The following is a 23,982-nucleotide window of genomic DNA, read 5'->3' on the forward strand; positions in this document are numbered from 1 at the left end:
TATGGGCCCCATGACCCGTTCGCCCCCATCGACGCGTCAACGTACCGGGCCCGGTCAGATGATTGAAATGCGCCGCCGCGCCGTTCGGCCAGGGGCAGTGCTGGTATGGGGGCCCTTTGTATTTAGCTGGAAGGATCGATCATGCGCCTCATTGCACGGGTTATCTGTTTCACCTTGATACTGTGCGCCGCCCAGGCCTGGGCCGGCGACCCGCAACCTGCTGCCCAGGCCGCCGCCGAGGACAAGGCCCAGGTCCTGGAACAGAAGGCTGCGGACAAAGAGAGTCCGAAGGCCGAGCCCCAGGTCGCGCCCATCACCAAAACCGAAGTCCAGGCGGTGGACCCCGCAGGCCAGGCCCCGGTGGACGACGCCATTACCTGCCTGTCACGAACCATTTATTGGGAGGCCAAAGGAGGGGAGTCTGCCGATATGGAAGCGGTGGCCAATGTAGTCCTGAACCGTCTGGGCCATGAGGGTTTTCCCGGGACGGTGTGTGAAGTGGTCAAGCAGGGTTCGGAAAAGAGCCCATGCCAGTTTTCCTGGTGGTGCGACGGTCGCCCGGACCAAGTGGAAGAGGAGGGGCGCTACACCATCGCCAAGGAGATCGCGCGCAAGGCGTTGAACCAGCAGCTCCAGGACCGTACCGGTGGCGCCCTGTACTTTCACGATCGCAGCGTCTCGCCGGATTGGTCCAGGGCCTACATCAAGACCACCGAGATCGGCAGCTTCAGGTTTTACAAACCCAAGAATGTGGCGGCGCGCTAGTGGTGGATCGAGCGGTCACGGCACTTGCGGGTACTGATCGCAGATCTCGTGCCAAGGGGCTTTCATGGCCACGCAGAGGTGTTTCTGTTTGGGCGCGGTAAAGGGGGTATCCAGGGTGGCGATGGCAATCGACATCCACTCGGAAAAATCGCCCTGGGTATCGCGCCAGAACAATGAGGCGCCGCACTGGGAGCAGAACTGGCGCAGAACGCCCGGAGAGGACTCATAGCTTTTGAGGCTGGCTGCCGGGTTGTGGATATCGATCGAAGAATGTGGCGCGCTGGCATAGGAGGCAAAGGCTGCGCCGTGGCCTTTCTGGCATTTGCGGCAGTGGCAGTGGGTGACGGCTTTCAATGCGCTGGACACTCGGTAAGTGACTGCGCCGCACAGGCAGCTGCCTTGATAGGGAGTTTGCATGGTGAGGGTTTCCAAAGTTTCAGGGCCTGCGGTGCGACAGCCTGTTCCGTCGGGTGCTCAAGGGGGGCTGGGCTATCAGGTCGAAACCTGGAGGATGTACAAATGCGCGCTGATGCTCAAGCGGGGAGTGGCGGGTGAGGCATTGGCTGATCGGCGAAAGCCGTTGCGACGCTAGATGATATTATTGTGCCTTTATTTTCGCCGGCGTATTTCCCCACGCTTCCCCACTGGCAATCAGGGCGTCCGGCTATAGCGAGGCGCTGCGCCAGGGCGTGTCGGTTGGAGAGCGCCAGGCTCCCCGAGCGGATAGGAATGAGACAGACAATGGAATGCACAGCTGTGCGAGGGAATGCAATGAGTAACAACAGTGCCATCGATGTACTGCGTTTTTGGCGGGACGTGGAAATCTTCAATATTCCCAGTCCTCCCGACAGAGAGTCCAAACCCCGCAACAAGGTGGCCTATTTCCAGCCCGGTCAAAGGCTGCCCTGGGAGCAGGGCCACCGCGACTCGTTGCTGTCCAGCGACAGTGAAGAGTGGAGTCATGCGGTTTTTCTCGGTGTCGCAGAGGCGCGCGACTGGGCCAGGGTCCTGTTGCAAGCAGTGACCCCCGAGACTCGCCTCAGTGAAGGTGATCTTCAGCAACTCAATGGCAAAGGCTGGATTGCCGCCTTTGTGGTCAATGGCTCGGGGCAACGATTGGCGGACTCCTATGTGCCGGCGGGCTTCACCCTGGGTATGCGTCGTCTGCTGAGGCGGCAAACACTGGATGGTTTGCACGACGACATTCAGGAACAGGCCGCAGCCTTCAAGGAACGTTGCCCGGAAGTGACGGCGGTGGCGGTTGTCGAGCCAGAGATTGAGGGCGTACAGGGCGGCGATACGGGCGGTGCAGCCAGCGATGCAACCTTGACCCGGCCATTGGCCTGGGACGAATTGAACGAAGAACTGAACCTTGCATTGGCATTGTTCAGGGCGGTGTCTCTGGACTTTCCTCTGAAGGTGGTGATCAAGTCGACTTTGCGTCGGCGGCGCAAGGGCAATGAGCCGGACAAGGCAGAGAGCGACATCGACTTCCTCAATTCGTTTTACCTGAACGATCTTGATCGCCTGATCAAAGCCGCCGACAGCGGCCAGTCCCTGGGGAAGACCCTGAACCAGTATCTGGGGCCTTGCTCTGCAAGCGATCAGCGCCAGGACATCCTGACGCGGCATGGGGCGATGGTCAGTTGCATTACCCCCGACAAGCTGACCTTGGGACGCTGGCCTGCCTCCAGCCAGCACCATCTGATGTTGGCGCAGCAGGCGGCTGTGGGTCAGATCAGCGCTCAGTTGCACAAGGACCGGGGACTGATCGCGGTCAACGGCCCGCCGGGAACCGGCAAGACCACCCTGCTTTGCGATGTGGTTGCGGACATCGTGGTCCAGCGCGCTTCTGCGCTGGCCCGGCTCGATCACCCCTGGAGCGCGTTCGAGAAAAAAACCACCGTTGGCGGCATGAGCGTTTACCCGCTCTTGCCATCGATTGTCGACGGCACAGCAATCGTGGTGACCAGCAACAACAACACGGCGGTTGAGAACATCACCCGGGAGCTGCCTGCGCGGTCCAAGCTGGCCAAGGATGAACACCTGGACGCCGGGTACTTCCAGGAGGTCGCGGCCCAGGTATTCGCCGCGGCCGACATCAAGACACAGGCCTGGGGGCTGGTTGCTGCAGCGTTGGGCAACAGTGACAACCGGCGCAAGTTTGCCAATGCTTTTTTCCGTGACTATCACAAGGAGCCTTACACGCCGGGCCAGCCCACCGATATCAAGACGCTGCTGGAGACGCCACCGGCCGATGCGGAGCAACAGTGGCGGGCGGCCAAGCAGGAGTTCCTGCGGTTGCGTGGGCTGGTCGAGGCGCAACAGGCAACCTTTTCCAAGGTACTGGAGGCGCTGGCCAACTCGGCGATGCTGCGTCAGCAGGAAGCGGCGAAGCAACGCCAGATCGATGAGGGGCGGGTGCGTCTGCAGCAGTTGCCGGCTCAATGGCAGGGGCGATTGTCGACAGCGGATGCCGGGTTGTCCCAGTCTCGTGTCCGACTGGAGCAGGCCGAGGACCAGGAGCAGCGGGCACGCTTGCAGGAGCAGATTGCCAATGATCGCTTGCAGGCGGAGCAGGGCGACAGCCTCTTGCCTCTGTGGGATCGCTGCTTGCGAGCCTTGGGTTTCGTCACTCAGCGTTGTCGGGACTGGGCCGAGTCGAGTCGTCGCCTGCGCACAGCCAGGGCTGATGCCGCGCAGGCATGGCAAGACGCGATTGAGCAATCAGCACGCTGCAAGCAGGCGTTCATCCAGGCGCAGTGTCAGCTTGAGGTCTGCCGCGCCGGCTTTGAACGCGAGCGTGCCACTCTGGAGAGTACCCAGGCCCAATGGCAGCAGGAGCTCCGGCAATACGAGCAGCGCCGGCATGAGTTGGAGCGCTTGGTTGGTGAGTTCAAGGCGACCGGGGCCAAGGTGCCTGATAGCGAGTTCTTCAAGCAGGACGCTGCTTCGCGTCACTTGGCCAGTGTCTGGGTGAACCCTGAATTCGATGCCCTGCGCGCCCAGCTGTTTCTGGCCGCACTGCGTTTGCACGAGACCACCTTGTTGGCGAGTCATGGCAAGGCCATTGCCAACCTTCGAGCGTTCAAGAAAATGCTCATGCGCGAGACCCCGGAGCCGGTTCAGGAACACCAATTGAGCATCCTCTGGAACATCCTGTTTTTTACCGTGCCAGTGGTCTCCAGTACCTTGGCTTCCTTTGATCGGCTGTTCGCCGGGTTTGGGCGAGAGTCGATTGGCTGGCTGTTGATCGACGAGGCCGGGCAGGCCACTGTGCAATCGGTAGCCGGGGCGTTATGGCGCAGTCAACGCGCGGTCATCATTGGTGATCCGCTGCAAATCGAACCGGTCATGACGGTGCCCGGTGCCATTGTCGCCGAGCTGCGTCGGCGTCATGGGGTGGACGTAAAGTGGTCGCCTGCCACCGAGTCGGCCCAGACCCTGGCGGATCAAACCATGGCCCTTGGCGCCTGGATCGGTCGCCCCGATTCTCAGGAGACAGCCGTTTGGACAGGCTTGCCCCTAAGGGCCCACCGACGCTGTATCGATCCGATGTTCAAGGTCGCCAACGATATCGCCTACGCCGGGCAGATGGTGCAGGCCAATACACATCCTGCATCGATCAATTGCCTGTTGGGCGACAGTGCCTGGCTGGATGTGCAGGGCAGCTCGAGTGATGGGCAAGTGGTCGCCGAGGAAATGGACTTTCTCGAGGCCGTGCTGCTCAAGATGCGCGCCAACTGGCCCACCAACGGCGATGGCAAGCTGGCCAGCGTGTTCGTCATTTCACCCTTCAAGAAAGTCGCCCAAGAGTGCGCCAGTGTCTTCAAGCGTGTTCACATGAGCAAGAAAGACTGGCCAGTGGATTGGGGAACCGTGCATCGGTTCCAGGGCAAGGAAGCGGACATCGTGCTGATTGTCCTGGGGTCTGCGCCAGGAGATGCAGGCGGTGGCAGTCGCCACTGGGCATCGTCGAAACCCAACTTGCTGAATGTTGCGCTGACCCGTGCCAAGGCGCGGGTCTATGTGATTGGCAGCATTCAGGACTGGAGTGCCTGTCCCCAGTTTGGAACCCTGGCCAGTACGTTGCGCATTTGTCGGCCGCGCCGGGTGGCGCTCGATACTGCGGATTCGCCGGGTTAGCCGCACGGAACAGGGGCGAACGGGGCAGGGGTTCAGAGGGCTTGAACCGTCCTTGCCCATGAGCCCTTGGCAGCCAGGTGCTGAGCGTTTTACGGGTAACGTCCGCCATCGCCGCAAGGGCGGTGGTGGACGATCAGCGCAAAGGCGCGAGGCTCAGGCGGCCACTTGCGCCTGAATCTGCAACTGGCCATCCACGTCACGGGTCAAGCCGCTGGCCACGAACAGCGGCACCAGCAGTTTGTGCAGCTCGGGCTCGACCAATTCCTTCACGGTCGCCAGGTCCAGGTTGCCGCTGGTTTGCAGCTCGGCCTTGGTGTAGGACAGCCAGGCCTTCTTCAGGGCTAGCAGCACGTCGCTGCCAGCGGTGGAGGCGAAGCGGCGGTGGGCGATCCGGCCGGCGAAGTTGAAGCTGTGCTGGTACGCGTAGCCGGTTTCGTCACCCTGGCTGGCGACGCAGCGGCCACAGGTGCAGGGGCCGTCGGCGAAGGCGGCGCGCAGGTAACTGTTGAAGTCGACGATGGGCTTGAGGGCCAGGCGCTTGTCGACTTCGAACAGGTCACCGGTCATTTTTGCTTCACTGCTCAAGGTCAGGTTCCTCAGGGTCGGGCGGTGTATTTCCAAGGGGCGCACCATACCAGCCGGATCGGCGCACGGGTACTTTTCTGGCGTTGTCCGGCCCCGGAGGCGGGGCGGCGATCTGCTAGGATTCAGTCGGTTTTGCCAGGGGTGCCGTTGGGGGCCCATTACTCTGCGAGGAAGCTGCATGTCGATCTACACCATCACCGTTCCCTGTTTCGCCCAGATGCTGCGGGCGCTGAGCGGTCTGCTGGCCAAGGGCGAGGAACGTGCTCGGGAGCTGGGTTTCGATCCTCAGGTCCTGCTGGAATCGCGCTTGGCCCCGGACATGCATGACCTGGCGGCCCAGGTGCGTTTCGCCTGCACCCAGGCCCGGGAAGCGGTGCAGCGCCTTGGCGGACAACCGGTGACCGTGCTGCAGGCACCGGCCACCATGGCCGAGGCCAAGGCGCTGATCGAAGACACCCTGGCGTTTCTGGCGGCAGTGGATCGTGAGTTGATCGACAGCAGCGGACAACGGGCCGTGGCCATCGAGCTGCACACTGGCATCGCCTTCGATATGACCGGCGAGGAATTCGCGCGCAACTGGGCGACGCCGCAGTTCTATTTCCATCTGGTCACGGCCTACAACATCCTGCGGCATCACGGCGTGCCCTTGGGCAAGGCCGATTATGCCCAGCACATGTTTGCCTATCTGCGTCAGCCGGAATGAACGTCACCGCGCCGGCCGCAGCAACTGCAGCCACTCCTGGACCGCCGGCCGTTGCCATTGGCGCCGGGCATATTCCATCAGGTTCGCGGGCATCGGGTCACCGTTGAGGATCAGGCGGTTGAGCATCAGTGCCAGATCGACATCGGCAATCGACCATTGGCCGAACAGACATTCACGGCCATCGGCCAACAGCCCTTGCGCGGCATCGATCAGCTTGCCCACCGCCGCTTCGGCGGACGGCGACAGGGGCTCGCCCTTGCAGCCATAGAACACCACCAGGGTCGAGCGCTCCTGGCGGATCGGCAGCAAATCACTGCGCAGCCAGGCCTGGACCTGGCGGGCCTTGGCTCGCTGTTGTCGGTCGTGGGGATAGACGGGTATCTGGGGGAACAGCTCCTCCAGGTATTCAGCAATGGCCGAGGATTCGGACAGGGCAAAGCCGTCATGTACCAGGGTCGGCACCCGCTGGGTCTGGGACAGCCGGGCATAGTCCGGGGCGCGATTTTCACAGGCATCGAGGTCAAGGGGGATGAGTTCGAAGTCGATGCCCTTTTCCCGCAACACCACGAACACTGACAGGGCGTAGGGGCTGGTGAACTGGGCATCGACGTACAAGCGAGGGCGGGGGGAGGCGGTCACGGTGGGATCTCCAGGAGGGGAGTGCACACGCTAAGAGATCCCGGGCGATAAATAAAATGCGCGATTTTTATCCGTGCATTCCTCGCCGGAATACCGGCCGCTATCAAATGTCCTTGCCGAGAAAACTGTCGCTGTCCAACGGTGCCTGCTTGCGTGCCCTAAAGCGCCTGAGCAGCCGGCCGTCGATGGCTGCCAGGCCCAGGGCGATCATGCCCATGCCCAGCAGGTGCCTGGTGTGCAACTGCTCGCCCAGCACCAGGCAGCCCAGGACAATGGCGCTGATGGGAATCAGGAAGGTCACCAGCATCAAGTTGGTGGCGCCGGCGCTGGAGAGAATCCGAAAGAACAGCACATAGGCCAGTGCGGTGGACAACAGGGCGATTCCCAGTAGCGCGCCCCAGGTGGCCAGGCTCGGTAGTGGCACGTTCCAGGGCCGCTCCAGCAGCAGCGCCAGGGGGATCAGCAGCAGGCTGGAGGCGCAGATCTGACCGCTGGCGCTGAGCAGTGGGGCGACGCCCATGGCCTTGAAGCGCCGGCCGAAGACTCCGGCAAAGGCATAGGACAGTGCTGCACCCAGTACCGCCAACTGTGCCCCGAGATGATCCCCGAGGCCCGCCAGGGCGTCGGGGCCGATCATCATCGCCACCCCGACAAAGCCGACCAGTACCCCTGCCAGTTTGTTGCCGCTGATTTTTTCATCGGTGGTCAGGGCGTGGGCCACCAGTACCGCGAACAGGGGCGTGGTGGCATTGAGAATGGCGGCCAGGCTGCTGGCGATATGGGTCTGGCCCCAGACAATCAGGCAAAAGGGCAGCAGGTTGTTGAGCAGCCCCATGCCGAAGAACGCCAGCCACACTCGTCGGTCCCGGGGCAGTGACAGGCCGAGGATACGGATCAGCGTCAGCAGGGCGAGGGCGGCCAGGCTCACCCGCAGCATGACGATGGTCAGTGGCGGCAGCTCCTTGACGGCAATCGCGACAAAAAAGAACGAGCCACCCCAGAGGATCGATAGCACCAGCAATTGCCCCCATTCCATCACTCCCATGACTTTTTGCCTGGTCATGCCGCTTACTCCCGCGTGTTTCAATGATTGAGTCCTGCTCGTCGATGCACGGACGCCGTGGCTATTTGAATGACTGCCGTGTCGAATTATTCTGCGAGTTGCGACCGCGGACAAACGAGCGTTTTTCGCTCCATGGTTGAGGAGGGCTAAATCATGAGCATGGCCTTGCCGCCCCTTGCGGCACTGCGCGCATTTGAAGCCACAGCGCGTCATCTGAGCGTGACCCTGGCGGCCAGGGAGCTGAATGTCACCCCGGGGGCTGTCAGCTTGCAGGTCAAGGAACTGGAGGCGGTGCTGGGGCTCGCGCTGTTTTTGCGCCGCCCCCGGCGCTTGATCCTGACCGCGGCCGGTGAGGAGTACTTCGCGACCTTGCGCACGGCCTTTCGGATGATGCGCGAGGCCACGGCGCAGATAGTCGGGCGTGGGCGTCTGGAGGTACTGGTGCTCAGTTGCACGCCGAGTTTCGCTACACAGTGGCTGGTGCCGCGGCTCTCGGGATTCGAAGCGCAGGCACCTGGGGTGGATGTACGGATCAGCGCCTGCAACCGCCAGGTGGACCTGGCCCGCGATGGCGTCGATCTGGCGGTGCGCCACGGCTTTGGCCGCTATGAGGGGCTGCTCAGCGAACGCTTGCTCGATGACCAGTTGACCCCGGTGTGCAGCCCGCAGCTGCTGGGGCAGGACGCCGGCCTGACGGTCGCCGAGCTGGCAGGGCTGCCGTTGTTGCACGATGAGCATCGTCACGACTGGCCGCTGTGGCTGGCGGCGGCCGGAGCCGGGCAGATCGACGGCAGCCGGGGCCGGGTGTTCGTCGACAGCAATGGCGCCATAGAAGCTGCCAAGGCGGGTCTGGGGGTTGCCCTGGTGCGCCGCTCGCTGGTGCGCCGGGAACTGGCCGAGGGCTGCCTGCTGGCGCCGCTTGCCCAGGGTGTGGCCAGTGATCTGGCTTACTATCTGGTCTATCCGGCAGCGGCCCTGGAGCGACCCAATGTCGCGCTGTTGCGCCAGTGGCTGCTGGCCGAAGCCGGGCGTGCGCCCCCCAGCGGCGAGCCGCTGGCATAGTGCGGTGCGCCTGTCCCGCATGACTGGCCAGCAGTGGCAGGCACTTTGCCTTGATCGATAAGGCAATCTGCTGGCCCCGCACTGGCCGAGGTATCGGCAAAATCACTTTATTTTCAGATGGTTAGGTGACCGATAAATGCGCCATGTGTTGATAATGCTGACTTCCTGCGCCCTGCTGGGCGGGGCCGGGATGGCCCAGGCCGGGAAGCTGCAGGCCAATGACCGTTATGTCTGCAGCTGGGGCGCGGGTACCGCCGCCAGGGCTCAGGAGCTGAAGTTGTCCGGGGTGTCGCTGTACGCGGCGCGGCAGAAGATCCAGGCCTACAAGTTCAGCAAGGGCTGGATGCGCATGCTGGCCCTGGGGATCACCGAACAGACCTACGACAGCTCATCGCGGATCCGGCCCGAAGCCTTGCGCAAAAGCTTTTACGACGACTGTGTGCGCTACAAACTGGCCCGTCGATAGTGGCTGTTACAGGCTCAAGCCTGAGTGTTGCGCGACGGGAGCGCAGGCTCTGATCCGTATTTTTCTCGCTCATCTGCATCTGTTATCAGAACAGCCAAGGTTCGAAAATGGCGCGCCCACTTGGTCTCCTGGCTGGAGACCCGGTCCGCTGCACCGCAAACCTAATGTTCAGGAGGCCTGATGACTAAGATGGCGTTTTTCTTGTTTGGATTTTTAGCCTTGACCATCGCTATCGGTGCGCTTGCCACTATCTCTCCGACATAAACGGGGCCGTTCGCGGCTCCGGTTTCATTTCCCTTCGCCATCAGTGGCAGGGCAGCTCAGCCACTGCCACTGATACCTGGCTTCTATCTGGAAAACTTCTTCGCCCCGGCCACGCACAGGATCACCGCCACTGTGACCCCGAGCATGCCCAGGCTGACCTGTTCATGCAGCAGGCCGGCGGCCAGGGCCAGGCCGAAGAACGGCTGTAATAACTGCAGTTGGCCGACGGCGGCGATCCCGCCCTGGGCCAGCCCGCGGTACCAGAAGACAAAACCGATGAACATGCTGAACAAAGAGACATAACCCAGGCTGAACCAGGCGGGCAGGCTGATGCCGTTGAAGGAGGGCGGGGCGCTGAACAGGGTCAGGAGCGCCATGACCGGCAACGACAGCACCAGGGCCCAGGAGATCACCTGCCAGCCCCCCAGGGTTCGGGACAGTTGGGCGCCCTCGGCGTAACCCAGGCCGCACACCAGCACCGCCAGGAGCATGAGCAGATCGCCCTTGGGCGACGCCGACAGACCCTGGGACAGGGCATAGCCCACCACCAGCAGGCTGCCCAGCACCGAGAACAGCCAGAACACCGGACGCGGTCGCTCACCGCCGCGCAATACGCCGAATACCGCGGTGGCCAGGGGCAGCAGGCCGAGAAACACGATGGAGTGAGCCGAAGTCACGTACTGCAGGGCCAGGGCGGTCAGCAAGGGAAAGCCCAGCACCACGCCCAGGGCGACGATGGTCAGGGGCAGCAATTGCTGCCTGCTCGGACGTCGCTCCTTGAACAGCAGCAGGATGCACAGGGCCAGGACCGCGGCGATGGTGGCGCGGGCAAAGGTGAGGAACAGCGGATCGAACTCCAGCACCGCGACCCGGGTCGCCGGTAGCGAGCCACTGAAGATCAGCACCCCGATAAAGCCGTTCAGCCAGCCGCCGGCGGTTTTTTCCAGCGGCGGGGATTGCAGGTGCGATGTGCGTTCCATTCAACAAGTGCTCACTACGGTTGGCAGGGGCAGGCCCGGGCTGGGGCTTGCGTCCAGCTCATCCTAGGATTGAAAATCAGCACAATCAAAAAATTGTCATGGATACAGCGTCAATGGCCCGCGCCCGCTACAAGCAGTTAGTCGATGTCTTTGCCGCCGATATCCGTCGCGGTGTGCTGGCCCCAGGCACGCGCCTGCCCACTCATCGAGAGCTGGCGGCCAGCGAAGGGCTGGCGCTGGTGACCGCCTCGCGGGTGTATGCCGAGCTGGAAGCCATGGGCTTGATCAGCGGCGAAACCGGGCGTGGCACCTTTGTCCGGGAAACCGCTCTACCGCCCGGGCAGGGCGTGGATCAGCAGGCCACGGCGGCCGGAACCCTGGACCTGAACTTCAACTACCCGTCCTTGCCCGGGCAGGCAGAGTTGCTGCGCGCAGCCTTGCGTCAGCTGGCGTCCTGCGGGGACCTGGAGGCCCTGCTGCGTTATCAGCCCCACGCCGGCCGCAGCCATGAGCGGGCCACGGTGGCGCAGCACCTGGCGGGTCGCGGGCTGGCGGTCAAGGGCGAACAGGTGCTGATCGTCAGCGGTGCCCAGCACGGCCTGGCGACCACGGTCATGGCCCTGCTCAAGCCCGGCGACGTGGTGGCCACCGATGCCCTGACCTACCCGGGGTTCAAGGTGGTGGCGGATGCCCATGGACTGGAGTTGCTGGCCATCCCATTGACGGCAGATGGCCCGGACCTCGATGCCTTAGAGCGCTTGTGCCAGCGCCGGCGGGTGAGGGCGGTGTACGCCATGCCGACCTTGCACAACCCCATGGGCTGGGTGCTTGATCTGGCCTGGCGCCAGCGTCTGGTGGCCCTGGCCCGTCAGCATGGGTTGCTGATCATCGAGGACGCGGCCTACGCCTATCTGGCGGACGATCCACCGCCGCCGCTGGCGGCCCTGGCTCCGGAAAGCACGGTCTATATCTCGGGGTTTTCCAAGAGCGTGGCCGCCGGGCTACGGGTCGGCTACGTGGTGGCCGCCGCAGACCGGGCGCCCTTGCTCGAACGCGCGATCCGCGCCACCACCTGGAACACCCCCGGGGTGATGACCGCCATGGCTTGTGCCTGGATCGAGGACGGCACCGTGGCGCGCCTGGAGCAGGAAAAACGTCAGGACGCCCAGGCCCGTCAGCGTCTGGCTCGGGAACTGTTGGCAGGACTGGAGCATATCGGCCACCCCAACTCGTACTTCCTCTGGCTGCCTTTGCCCGAGGAAGTGCGCGCCGATCAGGTGGCCATGGCGTTGCTGCGCGAGAACGTCTCGGTGTCCACCGCCGAGCCCTTTGTCTGCGCCGGGCCGGTGCCCCACGCCATTCGCCTGGCCCTGGGTTCGGTGGACCTGGCCGATTTGCCCGAGGCGTTGGCCAAGGTCCGGCAAGTGATTAGCCGTTACGCGTTCTAAAGCCGCAAACCGCAAGCCGCAAGTTCCAAGCTTTGAACTTGAAGCTTGCCGCTGCTTTTTTTAGAGCTTGAACTGGGTCACCAGCCCGTTCAGGTCCACCGCCAGCCGCGACAGTTCCTGACTGGCGGCGTTGCTCTGGTTGGCCCCGGCCGAGGTCTGGGTCGACAGGTCGCGGATGTTGATCAGGTTGCGGTCCACTTCCCGAGCCACCTGGGCCTGCTCCTCGCTGGCGCTGGCGATCACCAGGTTGCGTTCGTTGATCGCGGTGATGGCCTGGGTGATCTGGTCCAGGGCCAGCCCCGAGGCGCGGGCGGCTTCCAGGGTCAGGTGCGCCCGCTCGTTGCTGGTGCGCATGGCGCTGACGGCACCCTCGGTGCCTTCCTCGATGGTGTTGATCATGCTTTCGATTTCCTGGGTCGACTGCTGGGTGCGATGGGCCAGGGCCCGCACCTCGTCGGCGACCACGGCAAACCCCCGTCCGGCATCCCCGGCCCGGGCCGCTTCGATGGCCGCGTTCAGGGCCAGCAGGTTGGTCTGCTCGGCAATCGAGCGGATCACTTCCAGCACTTGGCCGATATTGCGCACGTCCACTGCCAGGTGTTCGACCCGTTCGCAGGTCTGGGTCACGTCTGCCGCCAGTTGGCCGATGGAGTCCACGGTGTGCTGCACCTGTTCGCGGCCGTGATGGGCGGTGCGGTCGGTTTCCTGGGAGGCTTCGGAGGTGCTCACCGCATTGCGCGCCACTTCTTCCACGGCGGCCGTCATCTCGTTGACTGCCGTGGCGGCCTGTTCCACTTCATTGCTTTGCTGGTGCAGGGTCTGGCTGGAGTGTTCGGTGACCGCATGCAGTTCCTCGGCGGCGGAGGCCAGCTGGTTGGAGGAGTCGGCGATCCGCTGCAGGGTGCCCCGCAGACTGGCCTGCATGGTTTGCAGGGCCTGCAGCAGGCGCGCCGGTTCGTCCTTGCCGCTGACCTGGATGCTTTGGCCGAGGTCGCCGCTGGCGATGGTTTCCGCCACGGCCACGGCCTGGCCCAGGGGACGCACGATGCTGCGGGTCAGCAGCAGGGCCAGGGCGATAGTCAGGGCCACCACGATCAGCATGATCAGCAGGACCATGCCCACGGCGCCCTGGAACACCTGGTTGCTTTGCGCCGCAGCGGCAATGCCACCCCGGGTGTTGACGTCGATGATGGTCAGCAGCTCTTTGAGCATGGTGTCGGCATTGGCCAGGAACGGGCCGCCGTCGACGATGTCGATCGCCGCTTCCTTGTGACCCTGGCGCATCAGTTCGACAACCCGGTGCTGGTCCTTGATGTACAGCGCCTTGGCACTGACAAAACGCTCGTAGGCCGCCTGTTCCTGCTCCACGTTGATCAGCTGTTCATAGACTTTCTGTTGCGCGTCGAGTTGTTCGTCGAGCTCGGTGATACGCGATAGCAACGCCTGGATGGCGTTGCTATCACGTACCACCAGCATGCGCAGGGTCAGGGTACGGATCTGGGTGCTGGTCAGGGCTACGGCGTTGGCGGCAACGATCGAAGGCTGCCAGTTCTGGTCGACCTCAAGGGATTGCTGGTTCATGCGTTGCATTTCCAGCAGGGAGAAGCCTCCCAGACCCAGTGCCAGCAGGGCGATCAGGGCAAAGCTGAACCCTGCGCGGCGGGAAATGTTCATCGTTCTCAAGAGCATGACTGTGTTCCTTGTGGCGGCAAAAAGTACAACCGGCGACAGGCATCGCGGTTTGCATCGGTGCGGCGCACAGTGGAGCAGGGCTCCAGGGCGCCGACGGTCTTTTGCACACAAGGCGGGTGGCAGGCGCGTCTGGGCGGCGCCTTATCCAGGGTTTCCAGAGGTGACGGGATGCACGGCCCGGTCTGGAAAACCGGGCGATGATAGCACGATGACATGTCACCGGGTCGGCAGGAACCCGGGTTTCAGCGGCTTTCGTTCTGGAGAAAACCCTGGATAGCGCGTGCGCTGGCTGCAGGGTCCACCTGCATGAAGCAATGCTGGCCGTCGATCACCTGGCTGCTCAGATGCTGGTTGATGGCCGTCCAGCGCTTGATCGACCGGGCCACGTAGGGGTAGCTGTCGCGGCCGTGGATCACCAGGCTCGGGGTCTGCACCCGGCGCAGGGATCGCCACAGGCGCCGCGGGAAGGTGCTGAAGATGTCCACCTCGCGTTCCGGGGAGCATTTGAGCGCCACGCCTTGGCCGTCGTCTTTCAGACCGTGCTCGACGTAGGCGCTCAGGGCCTCGTCGCTCCACCCCTTGAAGATGCCTCGATTGGCCAGGGCGGCCTTGGCCGATGCGCGGTCCGGCCAATGCTGGCGGCGGGCAGCGGCTTTGCGTGCCAGGGTATGGCGACGGTTGAGGCCCAGGGCCGAGAGCAGCCTCAGTGAGCTGATCATCGACGGGCTGAAGATCACCGGGTCGAGCATCACCGCCTTGCGAAACAACTGGGGTCGTTCGGCGACGATCAGGCTGGTGAGCACGCCGCCAAAGCTGTGGCCTACGGCGTAGCGGGGCACGTCACCGTAGGCCTTGAGCCCGGCCTCGAAGGCCTCGGCTGCCAGCTCCGCGGTGCGGTTCCAACCCAGGAACGGGCCGCCATGATCGCTGTCGCCATGGCCCTGGACGTCGCTGAGCCACAGGTCGAACGAGTCGGCCAGCAACACCAGCAGGGGGCGATAGGCCATGGAGCAGAAACCGTTGCCGTGGAGAAAGTGCAGCAGCGGTTTGCCCGAGGGTTCGGAGCGCAGGCCGCGCAGGGTAAAACCTTCGGGGCACGGGTAGGACCAGGGAAGCAACTGCATGGGGCCTCTTGGAGAGCGATTAGCACAAGGGGGGCATTGTCGATGGGGCGGGACGCGAGTCAAGGGTCGATCCTGACCGCGTCCAGCACTATTGCACCTTGAGCAGTCGAAACGACAGGCTGATTCTTTCGCCGGCGTCCGCAGCTTTTGGAATCGCGTGCAGCCAGTGCTTTTGCAACTCGTCCGACATGTGCAACAGCGAGCCGCTGGCCAGGCTGTAGTCGAAGGTGACGCCGGTTTCCTTATGACGAAAGACCATGGATCGCGGATGGCCCAGGGAGACGATCACCACCCCGGTGCCTTCCACCAGTTGCTCGTTGGCATCGGAGTGGAAACCCATGGAGGACTGACCGTCCGGATAGAAGTTGAGCAGGCAGTTGTTGGGACGAAAGCCCAGCCGTTGCTCGATGGGCTCGCACAGTTGTTCCAGGGCCTCGGGCATCGGCACCGCCGGGTAGGTGATCTGCGAGTAGTCGTAGGGCGCGCCGAAGCTGGCGGTCTTGCGCGCGCGCATGCGTTCATCCCAGAGCACACTGTCCTTGAGGTGATGGAACAGGGCGTCGGGGGCCGGGATGAAGTCAGGGAATAGATCGATTGCGGGTGGCGTCATGGGGCGGCTTCAGGTGGTAGAGAGACGAGCAGCGAGTCTAACCCGGTTACGGGCGCTCTCGCTGATCGGCATTGCACCACCGCCCTTGAGCCCTCAGCCGCCGTTACTGCCGAGGATGCTCGCCACTTGTCGCGGCTGGCAGTTGAGGTAGGCCGAGGATTTGAGCCAGCGCTGGTCCGGATACCAGGAAAACATGAACTGGCCATCCTTGAGCTTGTCTATCACCTGGCGCGCCACCTGGGGACGCACCGCCGGGCAGCCCTGGCTGCGGCCGATGCGGCCCTGGCGCTGGCTCCACAAGGGATTCACGTAGTCGGCGGCATGGATCACGATATCCCGGTCCCGGGCCCGGTCATTGAAGCCGGGCTCCAGGCCGTCCATGCGCAAGGAGTAGCCGTGGCTGCCCTCGTAGCTTTCCTGGGTGCGGAACAGGCCCAGGCTGGATTGATAGCTGCCCAGGCGATTGGAGAACTGGGTGGCGAAGTTTTCCCCGGACTTCTGTCCGTGGGCCACCAGATCCCGCAGGACCAGTTTTTTGCTGCGCAGGTCGAAGATCCACAGGCGCCGGGCGGTGGACGGTTGCGAGTAGTCGATCACCGCCAGGTGCCGGGCTTGCCGGGCGCCACTGTTGACCGCGCATTGCATCGCATTCAGGGCACTTTTCAAGGCTTGGGGATTGAGTTCCGGTGCGGCGTGAGCGAGGCTGCTGTACAGCGCGGGGGCGGGTTTGCTGGCGGCGAAGGAAGGACTGCAAAGGGCGCCCAGAGCGATAGTCGCCAGGCAGAGTCGGCACAAGAAGTTCAACATGTATAAAGCGTCCCCATGATCACTTTGGCTCCTGACGTCCTGTCGTTCCCCCGGCAGTCTGGTCTATATGTTTAGATCCCAGGCCTGATTGTTCCCCATCTGCCGTAACGGTTGGCCAACGCACTGAAGGCCACGGATTGGAGTAAAGCAGTTGTTCAAAAAAACCGCATGTTACTTGAGCCTGTGCCTGCTCGCTGCGCCATTGGTCGCGCTGGCCGAGGACCCTGCGCTGGCGACGGCCAGTCCGATGCAACTGACGCTGACCCAGTTGGCGGTGGCTTGCCCGGCACTGAGTCCGCGCCTGGATGCTTCCGCGCAACTGCTGTTGCAGGCGTTCTACCGCCAGACCGGCGAACAGCCAGTGTGGTCTGCCGAGCACCGGCTGGCCGGCCTGCAGGCGCAGTTGGCCCAAGTGATCGATGACGGCCTGGACCCGGGGCGCTACCGGCTGCCGGTGAGCAGCACCGCAGGGGATGGGCTGTGCACCGATATCGCGATCAGTCATCAGTACCTGCAAGCCCTGCAGGACCTGCACTACGGTCGCTTGTCACAGAGCCGCTTCGAGCCCTTGTGGCGAGCCCAGCCGCTGGCGGACGATCGCCAGGCGGCGTTGCTGGCGATGGCCGTCCCCGGGCTGGAAAATCTCGCCGGCGCTTTCGATCAGGCCCGTCCGAACCTTGAGCAATACCGCAACCTGCGCCAGGTGTATGTCCGGGAACGCCAGCAGCCATTACCCAGTTGGCAGGCGGTGGCCGGTGGCCCGCTGCTGCGTCCGGACATGCAGGACAAGCGAGTTCCGGAGCTGGCCCAGCGCCTGTACCTGGGCGGCTTTCTGCCAAACCCCGAGGTCAGTGCCGATAATACCTACAGCAGTGACCTGGTGAGCGCGGTGAAAAATTTCCAGCTCAGTCATTCCCTGCAGGCTGATGGCGTGATTGGCGCGGGCACCCTCAAGGAGCTGAACATCAGTCCGGCCCAGCGCCGCGAGCAACTGCGCATCAACCTCGAGCGCCTGCGCTGGCTGGCCCAGGATTTCGAACCCAACATCGTGTTGGTGAACGTCGCGGCCGCGCAACTGACCTTCTATCAGGACGATGCGGTGGTGTGGCAGACCCGCACCCAGGTCGGGCGTGCCGAGCGCCAGACGCCGTTGTTGAAGTCCCAGGTCACGCGCCTGACCCTGAACCCCACCTGGACCGTGCCGCCGACCATTCTCAAGGAAGACAAACTGCCGGAAATCCGCCGTGACCAGGGCTTCCTCAATCGGCAGAACCTGCAGGTGCTGGATGCCAATGGCCAGCCCCTGGCGCCCGAGGACGTCGACTGGGAGCGCCCGGGCAATATCCTCCTGCGCCAGGGGGCGGGCCCGCGCAACCCCTTGGGGCGCATCGCCATCCGCTTTCCCAATCCGTTCTCCGTGTATCTGCACGACACGCCGAGCCAGGCGCTGTTCAGCAAGGGGCCTCGCGCCTTCAGTTCCGGCTGCGTGCGGGTCGAACAGGCGCTGCAACTGCGGGACTGGTTGCTGAGCCCGGCGGAGCGGTTGCGCACCAACGACTTGCTGGCCACCGGCCTGACCCATGAATTCCGCCTGGCCAGGCCGGTGCCGATCCTGCTCAGCTACTGGACGGTGCAGGCCGACAGCCATGGGCAGCTGCTCTATGCGCCGGATATCTATGGACACGACGAAGTCCTGTCCAGCGCCCTGGGCAGCAAGCTCCTGTAGGAGCGAGCTTGCTCGCGATGAACCCGAGAGCAGTGGATTCAACCGGCACGCGCAGCTCCTCGAGCACGCGTGTGCCTACAAGGGGCCGTCTCGCAGTGGCTTCAAGGCTGCGCGGGTGCCAGCTGGTCGTAGATCACATCCAGTGCCGGTCCAAGGTCGCCATCACCCTGGGCGACCGCCTTGATGCCCTGGGGCACCGGCAGCGACGGATCGCCATGCATGCCCAGCGGCGGCGGCAATAGCGCCACCTTGGCCGGCCGCTCATAGATCACCCGGCCTTCCTTGACCGTCTTCAGCACCTTGATTTCGCTCAGGGTTTCCGGCGCTTCGGTCAGCGGGTTGGCCGAGAGCACGGCGAAGTCCGCCAGTTTGCCGAGGGTGATGGAGCCTTTGCGGTCCTCCTCGAAGTGCTGGTACGCCGACCACAGGGTCATGGCCTTGAGCGCTTGCAGAGGCGTCACTCGCTGATCCGGCCCCAGCACATAGTCGCTGCGCGTGGTGCGATTGACCGTGGCCGCCAGCACCCGCATGGAGTCCGGCAGCGCCACCGGGGCATCGTGGTGGGTGGTGAACTTCAGACCGGCCTTGAGCACCCATTGAGTGGGTGAGATGTTTTCTGCACGCTGCGGGCCCAGCACCGATTGGCGGTGCCAGTCGCCCCAGTAGTAGGTGTGCATGGGGAACAGCGAGGGGAAGATCTTCAACTGCTTGAGCTCGGCCACCTGATCCTGGCGCAGGGTCTGGCCATGGATCATCACCGGACGTACATCGACCCCGGGGTAGGCTTTTTCTGCGGCGCGCATCGAGGTCAGTAACTGGTCGATGGCCCGGTCGCCGTTGGTATGGGAGAGGATTTGCCAGCGATTGGCCAGGGCCTCCTTGTAAATGGCCAGTGCCTGGTCGTCCTTGACCACGCCGTAGCCGGCATAGCTGGCATCCTGGCCTTGGGGCGGCTTGAAGTAGGGTTGGCTGAGCCAGGCGGTCTTGCCCTGGGGCGAGCCGTCCAGAGTCAGCTTGACCCCGCCGATGCGAAAGTGCCGGTCGTAGCTCACCGGCTGGTTGCTCGGGTGATACCAGGGCGCGACCAGCAGTTCCTTGGTGCCCGGGGTGAGGATGTCGGGGTAGGAAACGATATCCGCCAGTAGCTTGCCGTCGCCGGCGGCCTTGATCGCGGTCCTGACCTGGTCCGGCGAGGAGCGGCCGTCCTGCAGGGTGGTGTAGCCATAGCTGATGTACAGCTGTTGCCCGGCGCTGAGCATGTCCACCGCCTGGTCGGCCGTGAGCTTGGGGAAGATCTTGATCAAGGCGTTGAAGAAGGCGTTTTCCTCCAGCACGCCGTTGGGCTCCTGGCTGCCCTCGACCCGGCGGATCACCCCGCCTTCCGGGTTGGGGGTCGAGGCGTCGATCTTCGCCAGTTCCAGGGCCTTGCTGTTGAGCACCCCCAGGTGCGAGGACTGGTGGACGATGGCAATGGGCACGTCCCTGGACACGGCGTCCAGGTCGTCCTTGGTCGGGTGACGCTGCTCCTGGAGTTGGGAGTCGTCATAGCCAAAACCGAACAGCACGCCGAACTGCTTGGGGATCGGCGACTGCTGTTCAAAGTTGCGCAGGGTTTCCTGAAGCTTGGGAATGGTGTTGTTGGCACCGTCCGGCGGTGGCAGCAGGTTGGCGCTGGCGGCCTGGAAACCCACCATCGATACATGGCCGTGGGGGTCGATAAAGCCCGGCAGCAGGGTGGAGCCCTTGAGGTCGAGCATCTGCGTGGTCGGGCCCTGGTTCTGCAGTATCTGTTTGCGCTCGCCCACGGCGAGGATCTTGCCGTCCTTCACCGCTACGGCCTGGGCATTGGGGTGTTTGTCGTCGAGGGTGATGATCGGGCCGTTGAACCAGATGGCATCCGCCTCCGGGGCGCCTGTGGCGGCCATGGCGGTGCCGCAGGCGAGCTGGATGGCGGCCAGGAGCAGCGTGAGTGAGGGTCGTGACATGACCTTTCTTCCTTGAAGGTATGGAGGAGGGCTCAAGCCTAGACGCAAAGATGCGCCCTGAGCGAAAAGCTTGAGGTATCGTGTGCGGCCTTTTTTGCCTCTCGAGGGTCGTCATGCCATTGAACAAACGCCAACAGGCCGCCATGGAGCGTCTGCTGGCCGTCACCCTGACCGAGGCTTGCGAAAGCGCCAAGGCGCAGATCGAGGGGTTTGCCTGGCTGACCCACGAGGCGGATTACGCGGCCTTTCCCGCCAGCCTGGTGGTGGTCTGGGTCTTCGACACCCAGGCGCACAAGGAGCGTGCTCTGGCCGCGGGCCAGGGCACGCTGATGATCGAGTTGACGGCCCGGGCGTTGAACGAGGCCCAGGTGTGCCTGGACTCATTGGCCGCCCATGTGTTCTTCGACAGCGAGGAGCAGTGCCGCAGGGTCAGCGCCGGAGACTGGGGGCAACGCCTCAAGCGCCTGCGTCCGGGACGGGGTTGAGCCATGGCCAAGGAAATCGACAATCCCTGCATCGCCCTGTGCCAGCTCAGCGGCGACCTGTGCGTGAGTTGCGGACGGACCAAGGAGGACATCCGCAAATGGAAGCGCATGAAGCGCCCGGAAAAAATGGCCGCCGTGCAGCGGGCCAGTGCGCGGCTCAAGGCCTTGCAGAAAAAGAAGGGCTGAGGACCGCTACACTCCCCGCAAGGCAGGTCAGACGCTTGATCAGACCGTTTGCCGACGCATCGCCAGGATGGTGGTGCCGAAGAAGATGAATGTGGAACCCACCACGCGATTGACCCATTTGGACAGTGCCGGCCGGGTCAGTACGCCCTTGGCCCGGGAAGCGAGCACGGCATAGACGCTGAGGGAGATCAGCGACAGGGCCATGAAGATCAGGGTCAGGATGAAGAACTGCGGCAGCAGCGCCGCGTGCTGGTCGATGAACTGCGGGAACAGCGCGGTGAAGAAGATCGTCGCCTTGGGGTTGGTGGCGGCGGTCAGGAAGGCCGACTTGAACAACTTCAGACGCGGCGGGGGCGCAAGCTTGCCGTTGTCGGTGCTGCTCGCGCTCAGTAGCTGGCTTTTACTGAACAGCTGCTTGGCACCGAGGTAGAACAGATAGCCGGCGCCGACGATTTTCACCGCGTTGAAGACCCACTCGGAACTGGCGATCAGCGCACCCAGGCCGAGCATGGCCGCGGCAGACATGCAGAACAGCCCGCTGATATTGCCCAGGGATGACCACAGGGTCGATTTGGCACCGTAGGCCACACTGTTGTGCAGCGCCACCAGGGTGGCAGGGCCGGGGCTGGCGATGGCGATTGCCGCCACCAGGGTGTAGGTCAATATCGAGTGAGCATCCATGGTTCGGACTCGTCTTGCAGAAAAAGGGGGTTCGATTCTATAGGGGGCAGCACCAGGCTGTAAGCCAAAATTTCCAGGCTGCGTCTGGGCGGTTTTGGGACTGCAAGTGTCGCGCTAGGTTGGCAATTGTCAGTAGCGCTTAGAAGGCATTGCGCTGATACACCCTCAGATCGCAGGACGACGCAATAATCAGCGTGCGGCCGCTGTAGGAAAAGCCAAAAGCTCTGTATCCGGCTTCAATGGCCAGCTTGTGGAAAACCACCGGTCGATTGATCTGGGTGCCATACAGCCAAGATCCAGGCTCCACTAGCAGCAGGTGATGTTCGGGCCATGCCAGGGAGACGCTCTCGACCTGCCAGCCGTCGTTGCTACCCAGGGGCAGACTGCCGCCATTGATACCCGACATGGCAATGGACTTGCCCGCTAGAGGCCCAATCCCCTGGGCCTCGAGGTAACGGTTGCTTTCGACGTCCTGCGTATAGTCCCGGGCAATTTTTTCACCCGTCAGGCAGTCGATGACACTTCGTCCTGAACTGGAGGTCACCAGCAACAGCTCAGACTCACGATCGAAACCGACTTCCAGCAGGCTGCCCGCGGCTCGCTCAGTGACCAGCTTCCAAGGTTCCGGAGGCGGGCTGATGGGGCATTGAGCGATGGTGCGACGCAAGGTGTCCAGGTGCGAGGTATTCATCCGGGGCTCCGCTGACGGTTCCTGATTTATCGAGTGTTCAGGCACCGGCTGGTTGGTCGAGGTCGATTTACTGCATGGTCACGTCGCTGAACTTAAGGGTCAGCGGGTCATTGTTGCCATCACGAAATACCAGCTTGATGGCCGGGGTTCTGCTCATTTTGTTGTTACTTTGCTGGAAGATCAGGGTAACCCGGGTCGGCACATTGCGAATCAGCTGGAAGTCCAGCCAGGAATGGGACTCGACCTGACCCACCCGAATGGAGTTGAAAGTTAGTGGCCCGCCGGATTCGTCGAACAGGCGAGTGCCATTGTCGAAACTGAAATTGCGATCAAGGTTGAGGTTGGTCAGCTCGAATGAGCAGGTCGGCAAGCGGCCGATGTTTTCACAGCCCTCCAGTTCGAAACGTACGTTATCCAATACTTCAATGCGTCGGCCCAGGAGGTTGTTGCCTTCGTTTTCGACAATCTTGGCCTGCAGCTTGGCGAATTCGAACGAGGGCTTGGCGTACTCGGTGCCGAGGATGAAAAAGCCGAAGGAGAGGATGCAGGCCAGGCCGAACTGCAGCACGCCTCTCAGCAGGGGCGTGAGATTGCGCATCTGCCAGCCCAGGGATACCGCCCCCAAGAACAGGAAGGTGCTGACCAGCAACACTACATTTTTCCAGCTGATGAAGCTGAAACCGAAGACGCTGGGATCGGGGACCGCATAAGTAATCAGGGCCCACAGAGCGCTCAGTACGACCCCGAGGCCCGCCATTCCCCGAGTGATCAATGAGGTGAGTTTCTGGGTGCGGGTCGACGGTGCGATTGAATCTTGAGAGGACATCAACGGTACTGGCTCCTTGTTCCGTAGTTGGATCATGCGTTCTTGCAGGCGTTTGTCAGACAGTTTTTCCAGCGGACCTCACGGAAGAGGAATACTGCCCGGTTATGGCGAGTTGCCATTATCCAGTATCGACGGGAACGGTAAAGCAGAGTCTGTTTTTGCAGTCCTTGGCGCGGGCGATCGATGCAAAAGCAGCTCAGGTGTCCAGGCCTTTTACATCATTGCTGCAATCGATAGTTATCATCAAAAAGTGCAGGTTCCGTTTTTCCAGCAAAGGAGGAAGATGGCGCTTACACCGTGCTGGCTGCAGAAGGAAACACCCGATGAGAATCTCGACTCTATTGACCCTTGTGGTTGTCTTGATCGCGGGAACCGGTGCTTCTGCGACAGCCTTCGCTGCCGACGACATGTCCTGTCACTTCCTGCCCATCGCCGACAGTGCTGCCAATCTGCAGCACGCCCAATCGGCGGCGGTGCTGTACAGCGAAAACACCGTCAACACCCTGCAGTATCTGCAGCACTACCATTCGGTGGCCCTCAATGGGGCGAAGAATGCCGGCCTTGATCCGCGTATCAGCGCCGCTTTCGTCGACAGTTCCGACCCGCAACGGGCGATCAACTGGCTGATGGCGTCGTTGCAGAAACACTTTGGCACCGTGACTCTGTATGACAGCCTCGATGCCGTGGTCCAGGCCCGGCCCGATGTGGTGGTCATGCTCGACACTTACAACCAACTGGTGACCAAGGGCAACAGCAAGGTGGAGGCGCGGTTTATCGCCAAGTTCTATGACGCCAACCTGCAATACATCGGCAAGGCCGAAGGCATCCAGGCCAAGGAGCTGCCTTCGGTCTGGGTCCGGGGCAAGGCGGCGCCGGAGATTGCCGCACAGATCAACCAGCAGACCGAGCTGCAGGTCAATGCGCTGAAGCAGTTCGACGCATCCCTCAAGGCACTGGTGACCCAGGGTGATGCAGGGCAGGTGGCGACCAACCAGTAAGGTCACCACTGGCTGAAAAAAAACGCCCCGGTTGCTCGGGGCGTTTGCGT

Annotated in this window: 23 protein-coding genes and 1 pseudogene; 10 read left to right on the forward strand and 14 right to left on the reverse strand. The window is 62.9% G+C overall.

Annotated elements, in window-relative coordinates; translation table 11 throughout:
- Positions 1-141: 141 nt before the first annotated feature.
- Positions 142-765 (forward strand): cell wall hydrolase, encoded by a 624-nt coding sequence (locus ACSSVC_RS16120; protein ID WP_446440007.1) that lies wholly within the window; start codon positions 142-144, stop codon positions 763-765.
- A gap of 15 nt (positions 766-780) precedes the next feature.
- Here the strand turns inward: ACSSVC_RS16120 and ACSSVC_RS16125 are convergent, their stop codons facing one another.
- Complete coding sequence (locus ACSSVC_RS16125; protein ID WP_446440008.1) at positions 781-1,182, reverse strand: GFA family protein; 402 nt, start codon at positions 1,180-1,182, stop codon at positions 781-783.
- Positions 1,183-1,536: 354 nt separating this feature from the next.
- Between ACSSVC_RS16125 and ACSSVC_RS16130 the strand changes: the two genes are divergently transcribed.
- On the forward strand, positions 1,537-4,911 hold the full coding sequence (locus ACSSVC_RS16130; RefSeq protein WP_492612537.1) for a DEAD/DEAH box helicase: 3,375 nt from the start codon (positions 1,537-1,539) through the stop codon (positions 4,909-4,911).
- Positions 4,912-5,064: 153 nt separating this feature from the next.
- On the opposite strand, the gene ACSSVC_RS16135 is transcribed toward ACSSVC_RS16130, so the two are convergent.
- Positions 5,065-5,544, reverse strand: coding sequence for a hypothetical protein (locus ACSSVC_RS16135; RefSeq protein WP_446440010.1), 480 nt, complete (start codon positions 5,542-5,544; stop codon positions 5,065-5,067).
- Positions 5,545-5,674: 130 nt separating this feature from the next.
- Between ACSSVC_RS16135 and ACSSVC_RS16140 the strand changes: the two genes are divergently transcribed.
- Positions 5,675-6,199 (forward strand): DUF1993 domain-containing protein, encoded by a 525-nt coding sequence (locus ACSSVC_RS16140; protein WP_446440011.1) that lies wholly within the window; start codon positions 5,675-5,677, stop codon positions 6,197-6,199.
- A gap of 3 nt (positions 6,200-6,202) precedes the next feature.
- Here ACSSVC_RS16140 and yfcF read toward each other — a convergent pair whose 3' ends face one another.
- Both yfcF and ACSSVC_RS16150 read right to left on the reverse strand, forming a co-directional pair.
- A complete protein-coding gene (gene yfcF / locus ACSSVC_RS16145; protein ID WP_446440012.1) occupies positions 6,203-6,838 on the reverse strand; it encodes a glutathione transferase in 636 nt (211 codons plus the stop codon).
- 103 nt (positions 6,839-6,941) lie between these two features.
- On the reverse strand, positions 6,942-7,901 hold the full coding sequence (locus ACSSVC_RS16150; protein ID WP_492612538.1) for a DMT family transporter: 960 nt from the start codon (positions 7,899-7,901) through the stop codon (positions 6,942-6,944).
- A gap of 153 nt (positions 7,902-8,054) precedes the next feature.
- Here ACSSVC_RS16150 and gcvA point away from each other — a divergent pair, with 153 nt between their 5' ends.
- Together gcvA and ACSSVC_RS16160 are read left to right on the forward strand one after the other, a co-directional pair.
- Positions 8,055-8,963: a transcriptional regulator GcvA gene (gene gcvA, locus ACSSVC_RS16155; RefSeq protein ID WP_492612539.1), complete on the forward strand. Its 909-nt coding sequence runs from the start codon at positions 8,055-8,057 to the stop codon at positions 8,961-8,963.
- A 136-nt stretch (positions 8,964-9,099) separates the two neighbouring features.
- A complete protein-coding gene (locus tag ACSSVC_RS16160) occupies positions 9,100-9,429 on the forward strand; it encodes a hypothetical protein (protein ID WP_346636092.1) in 330 nt (109 codons plus the stop codon).
- A gap of 347 nt (positions 9,430-9,776) precedes the next feature.
- On the opposite strand, the gene ACSSVC_RS16165 is transcribed toward ACSSVC_RS16160, so the two are convergent.
- A complete protein-coding gene (locus tag ACSSVC_RS16165) occupies positions 9,777-10,673 on the reverse strand; it encodes a DMT family transporter (protein ID WP_492612540.1) in 897 nt (298 codons plus the stop codon).
- A 113-nt stretch (positions 10,674-10,786) separates the two neighbouring features.
- On the opposite strand from ACSSVC_RS16165, the gene ACSSVC_RS16170 reads away from it, so the two are divergent.
- Entirely contained in the window at positions 10,787-12,121 is a 1,335-nt protein-coding gene (locus tag ACSSVC_RS16170; RefSeq protein WP_492612541.1) for an aminotransferase-like domain-containing protein, read from the forward strand.
- A gap of 60 nt (positions 12,122-12,181) precedes the next feature.
- On the opposite strand, the gene ACSSVC_RS16175 is transcribed toward ACSSVC_RS16170, so the two are convergent.
- The 5 genes and pseudogenes from ACSSVC_RS16175 to ACSSVC_RS16195 all read right to left on the reverse strand — a co-directional run bounded on the left by ACSSVC_RS16175 (position 12,182) and on the right by ACSSVC_RS16195 (position 16,354).
- Positions 12,182-13,045 carry a methyl-accepting chemotaxis protein gene (locus tag ACSSVC_RS16175; protein WP_404939976.1) on the reverse strand — a complete coding sequence of 288 codons (864 nt, stop codon included), beginning with the start codon at positions 13,043-13,045 and terminating at the stop codon, positions 12,182-12,184.
- Positions 13,040-13,810, reverse strand: a pseudogene (locus tag ACSSVC_RS16180) (MCP four helix bundle domain-containing protein); the annotation flags it as partial. The pseudogene ACSSVC_RS16180 and the gene ACSSVC_RS16175, both read right to left, overlap by 6 nt.
- A gap of 245 nt (positions 13,811-14,055) precedes the next feature.
- Positions 14,056-14,937, reverse strand: coding sequence for an alpha/beta fold hydrolase (locus ACSSVC_RS16185; RefSeq protein ID WP_492612542.1), 882 nt, complete (start codon positions 14,935-14,937; stop codon positions 14,056-14,058).
- 88 nt (positions 14,938-15,025) lie between these two features.
- The gene (locus ACSSVC_RS16190) at positions 15,026-15,547 is read right to left on the reverse strand and encodes an alpha-ketoglutarate-dependent dioxygenase AlkB family protein (protein ID WP_404939363.1); all 522 of its coding nucleotides are present in this window, start codon (positions 15,545-15,547) and stop codon (positions 15,026-15,028) included.
- A 93-nt stretch (positions 15,548-15,640) separates the two neighbouring features.
- Positions 15,641-16,354: a murein L,D-transpeptidase catalytic domain family protein gene (locus ACSSVC_RS16195; RefSeq protein ID WP_346636098.1), complete on the reverse strand. Its 714-nt coding sequence runs from the start codon at positions 16,352-16,354 to the stop codon at positions 15,641-15,643.
- 151 nt (positions 16,355-16,505) lie between these two features.
- Between ACSSVC_RS16195 and ACSSVC_RS16200 the strand changes: the two genes are divergently transcribed.
- Entirely contained in the window at positions 16,506-18,080 is a 1,575-nt protein-coding gene (locus ACSSVC_RS16200) for a L,D-transpeptidase family protein (RefSeq protein ID WP_346636099.1), read from the forward strand.
- A gap of 101 nt (positions 18,081-18,181) precedes the next feature.
- Here the strand turns inward: ACSSVC_RS16200 and ACSSVC_RS16205 are convergent, their stop codons facing one another.
- Positions 18,182-20,065 carry an amidohydrolase gene (locus ACSSVC_RS16205; RefSeq protein WP_492612543.1) on the reverse strand — a complete coding sequence of 628 codons (1,884 nt, stop codon included), beginning with the start codon at positions 20,063-20,065 and terminating at the stop codon, positions 18,182-18,184.
- 113 nt (positions 20,066-20,178) lie between these two features.
- On the opposite strand from ACSSVC_RS16205, the gene ACSSVC_RS16210 reads away from it, so the two are divergent.
- Positions 20,179-20,550, forward strand: coding sequence for a hypothetical protein (locus ACSSVC_RS16210; RefSeq protein WP_346636101.1), 372 nt, complete (start codon positions 20,179-20,181; stop codon positions 20,548-20,550).
- Between the two features lie 3 nt (positions 20,551-20,553).
- On the forward strand, positions 20,554-20,736 hold the full coding sequence (locus ACSSVC_RS16215) for a DUF1289 domain-containing protein (protein ID WP_102879910.1): 183 nt from the start codon (positions 20,554-20,556) through the stop codon (positions 20,734-20,736).
- Between the two features lie 39 nt (positions 20,737-20,775).
- Here the strand turns inward: ACSSVC_RS16215 and ACSSVC_RS16220 are convergent, their stop codons facing one another.
- From ACSSVC_RS16220 to ACSSVC_RS16230, 3 genes are all read right to left on the reverse strand, one after another.
- Positions 20,776-21,417, reverse strand: coding sequence for a LysE family translocator (locus ACSSVC_RS16220; RefSeq protein ID WP_346636102.1), 642 nt, complete (start codon positions 21,415-21,417; stop codon positions 20,776-20,778).
- Positions 21,418-21,556: 139 nt separating this feature from the next.
- Positions 21,557-22,108 (reverse strand): hypothetical protein, encoded by a 552-nt coding sequence (locus tag ACSSVC_RS16225; RefSeq protein WP_492612544.1) that lies wholly within the window; start codon positions 22,106-22,108, stop codon positions 21,557-21,559.
- Positions 22,109-22,175: 67 nt separating this feature from the next.
- Positions 22,176-22,934, reverse strand: a complete 759-nt coding sequence (locus ACSSVC_RS16230) for a hypothetical protein (protein WP_446440019.1) — start codon at positions 22,932-22,934, stop codon at positions 22,176-22,178.
- A gap of 323 nt (positions 22,935-23,257) precedes the next feature.
- On the opposite strand from ACSSVC_RS16230, the gene ACSSVC_RS16235 reads away from it, so the two are divergent.
- A complete protein-coding gene (locus ACSSVC_RS16235; RefSeq protein WP_492612545.1) occupies positions 23,258-23,932 on the forward strand; it encodes an ATPase in 675 nt (224 codons plus the stop codon).
- Positions 23,933-23,982 lie beyond the last annotated feature (50 nt).

Source organism: Pseudomonas sp. E1BtOHC1 (assembly GCF_058744285.1).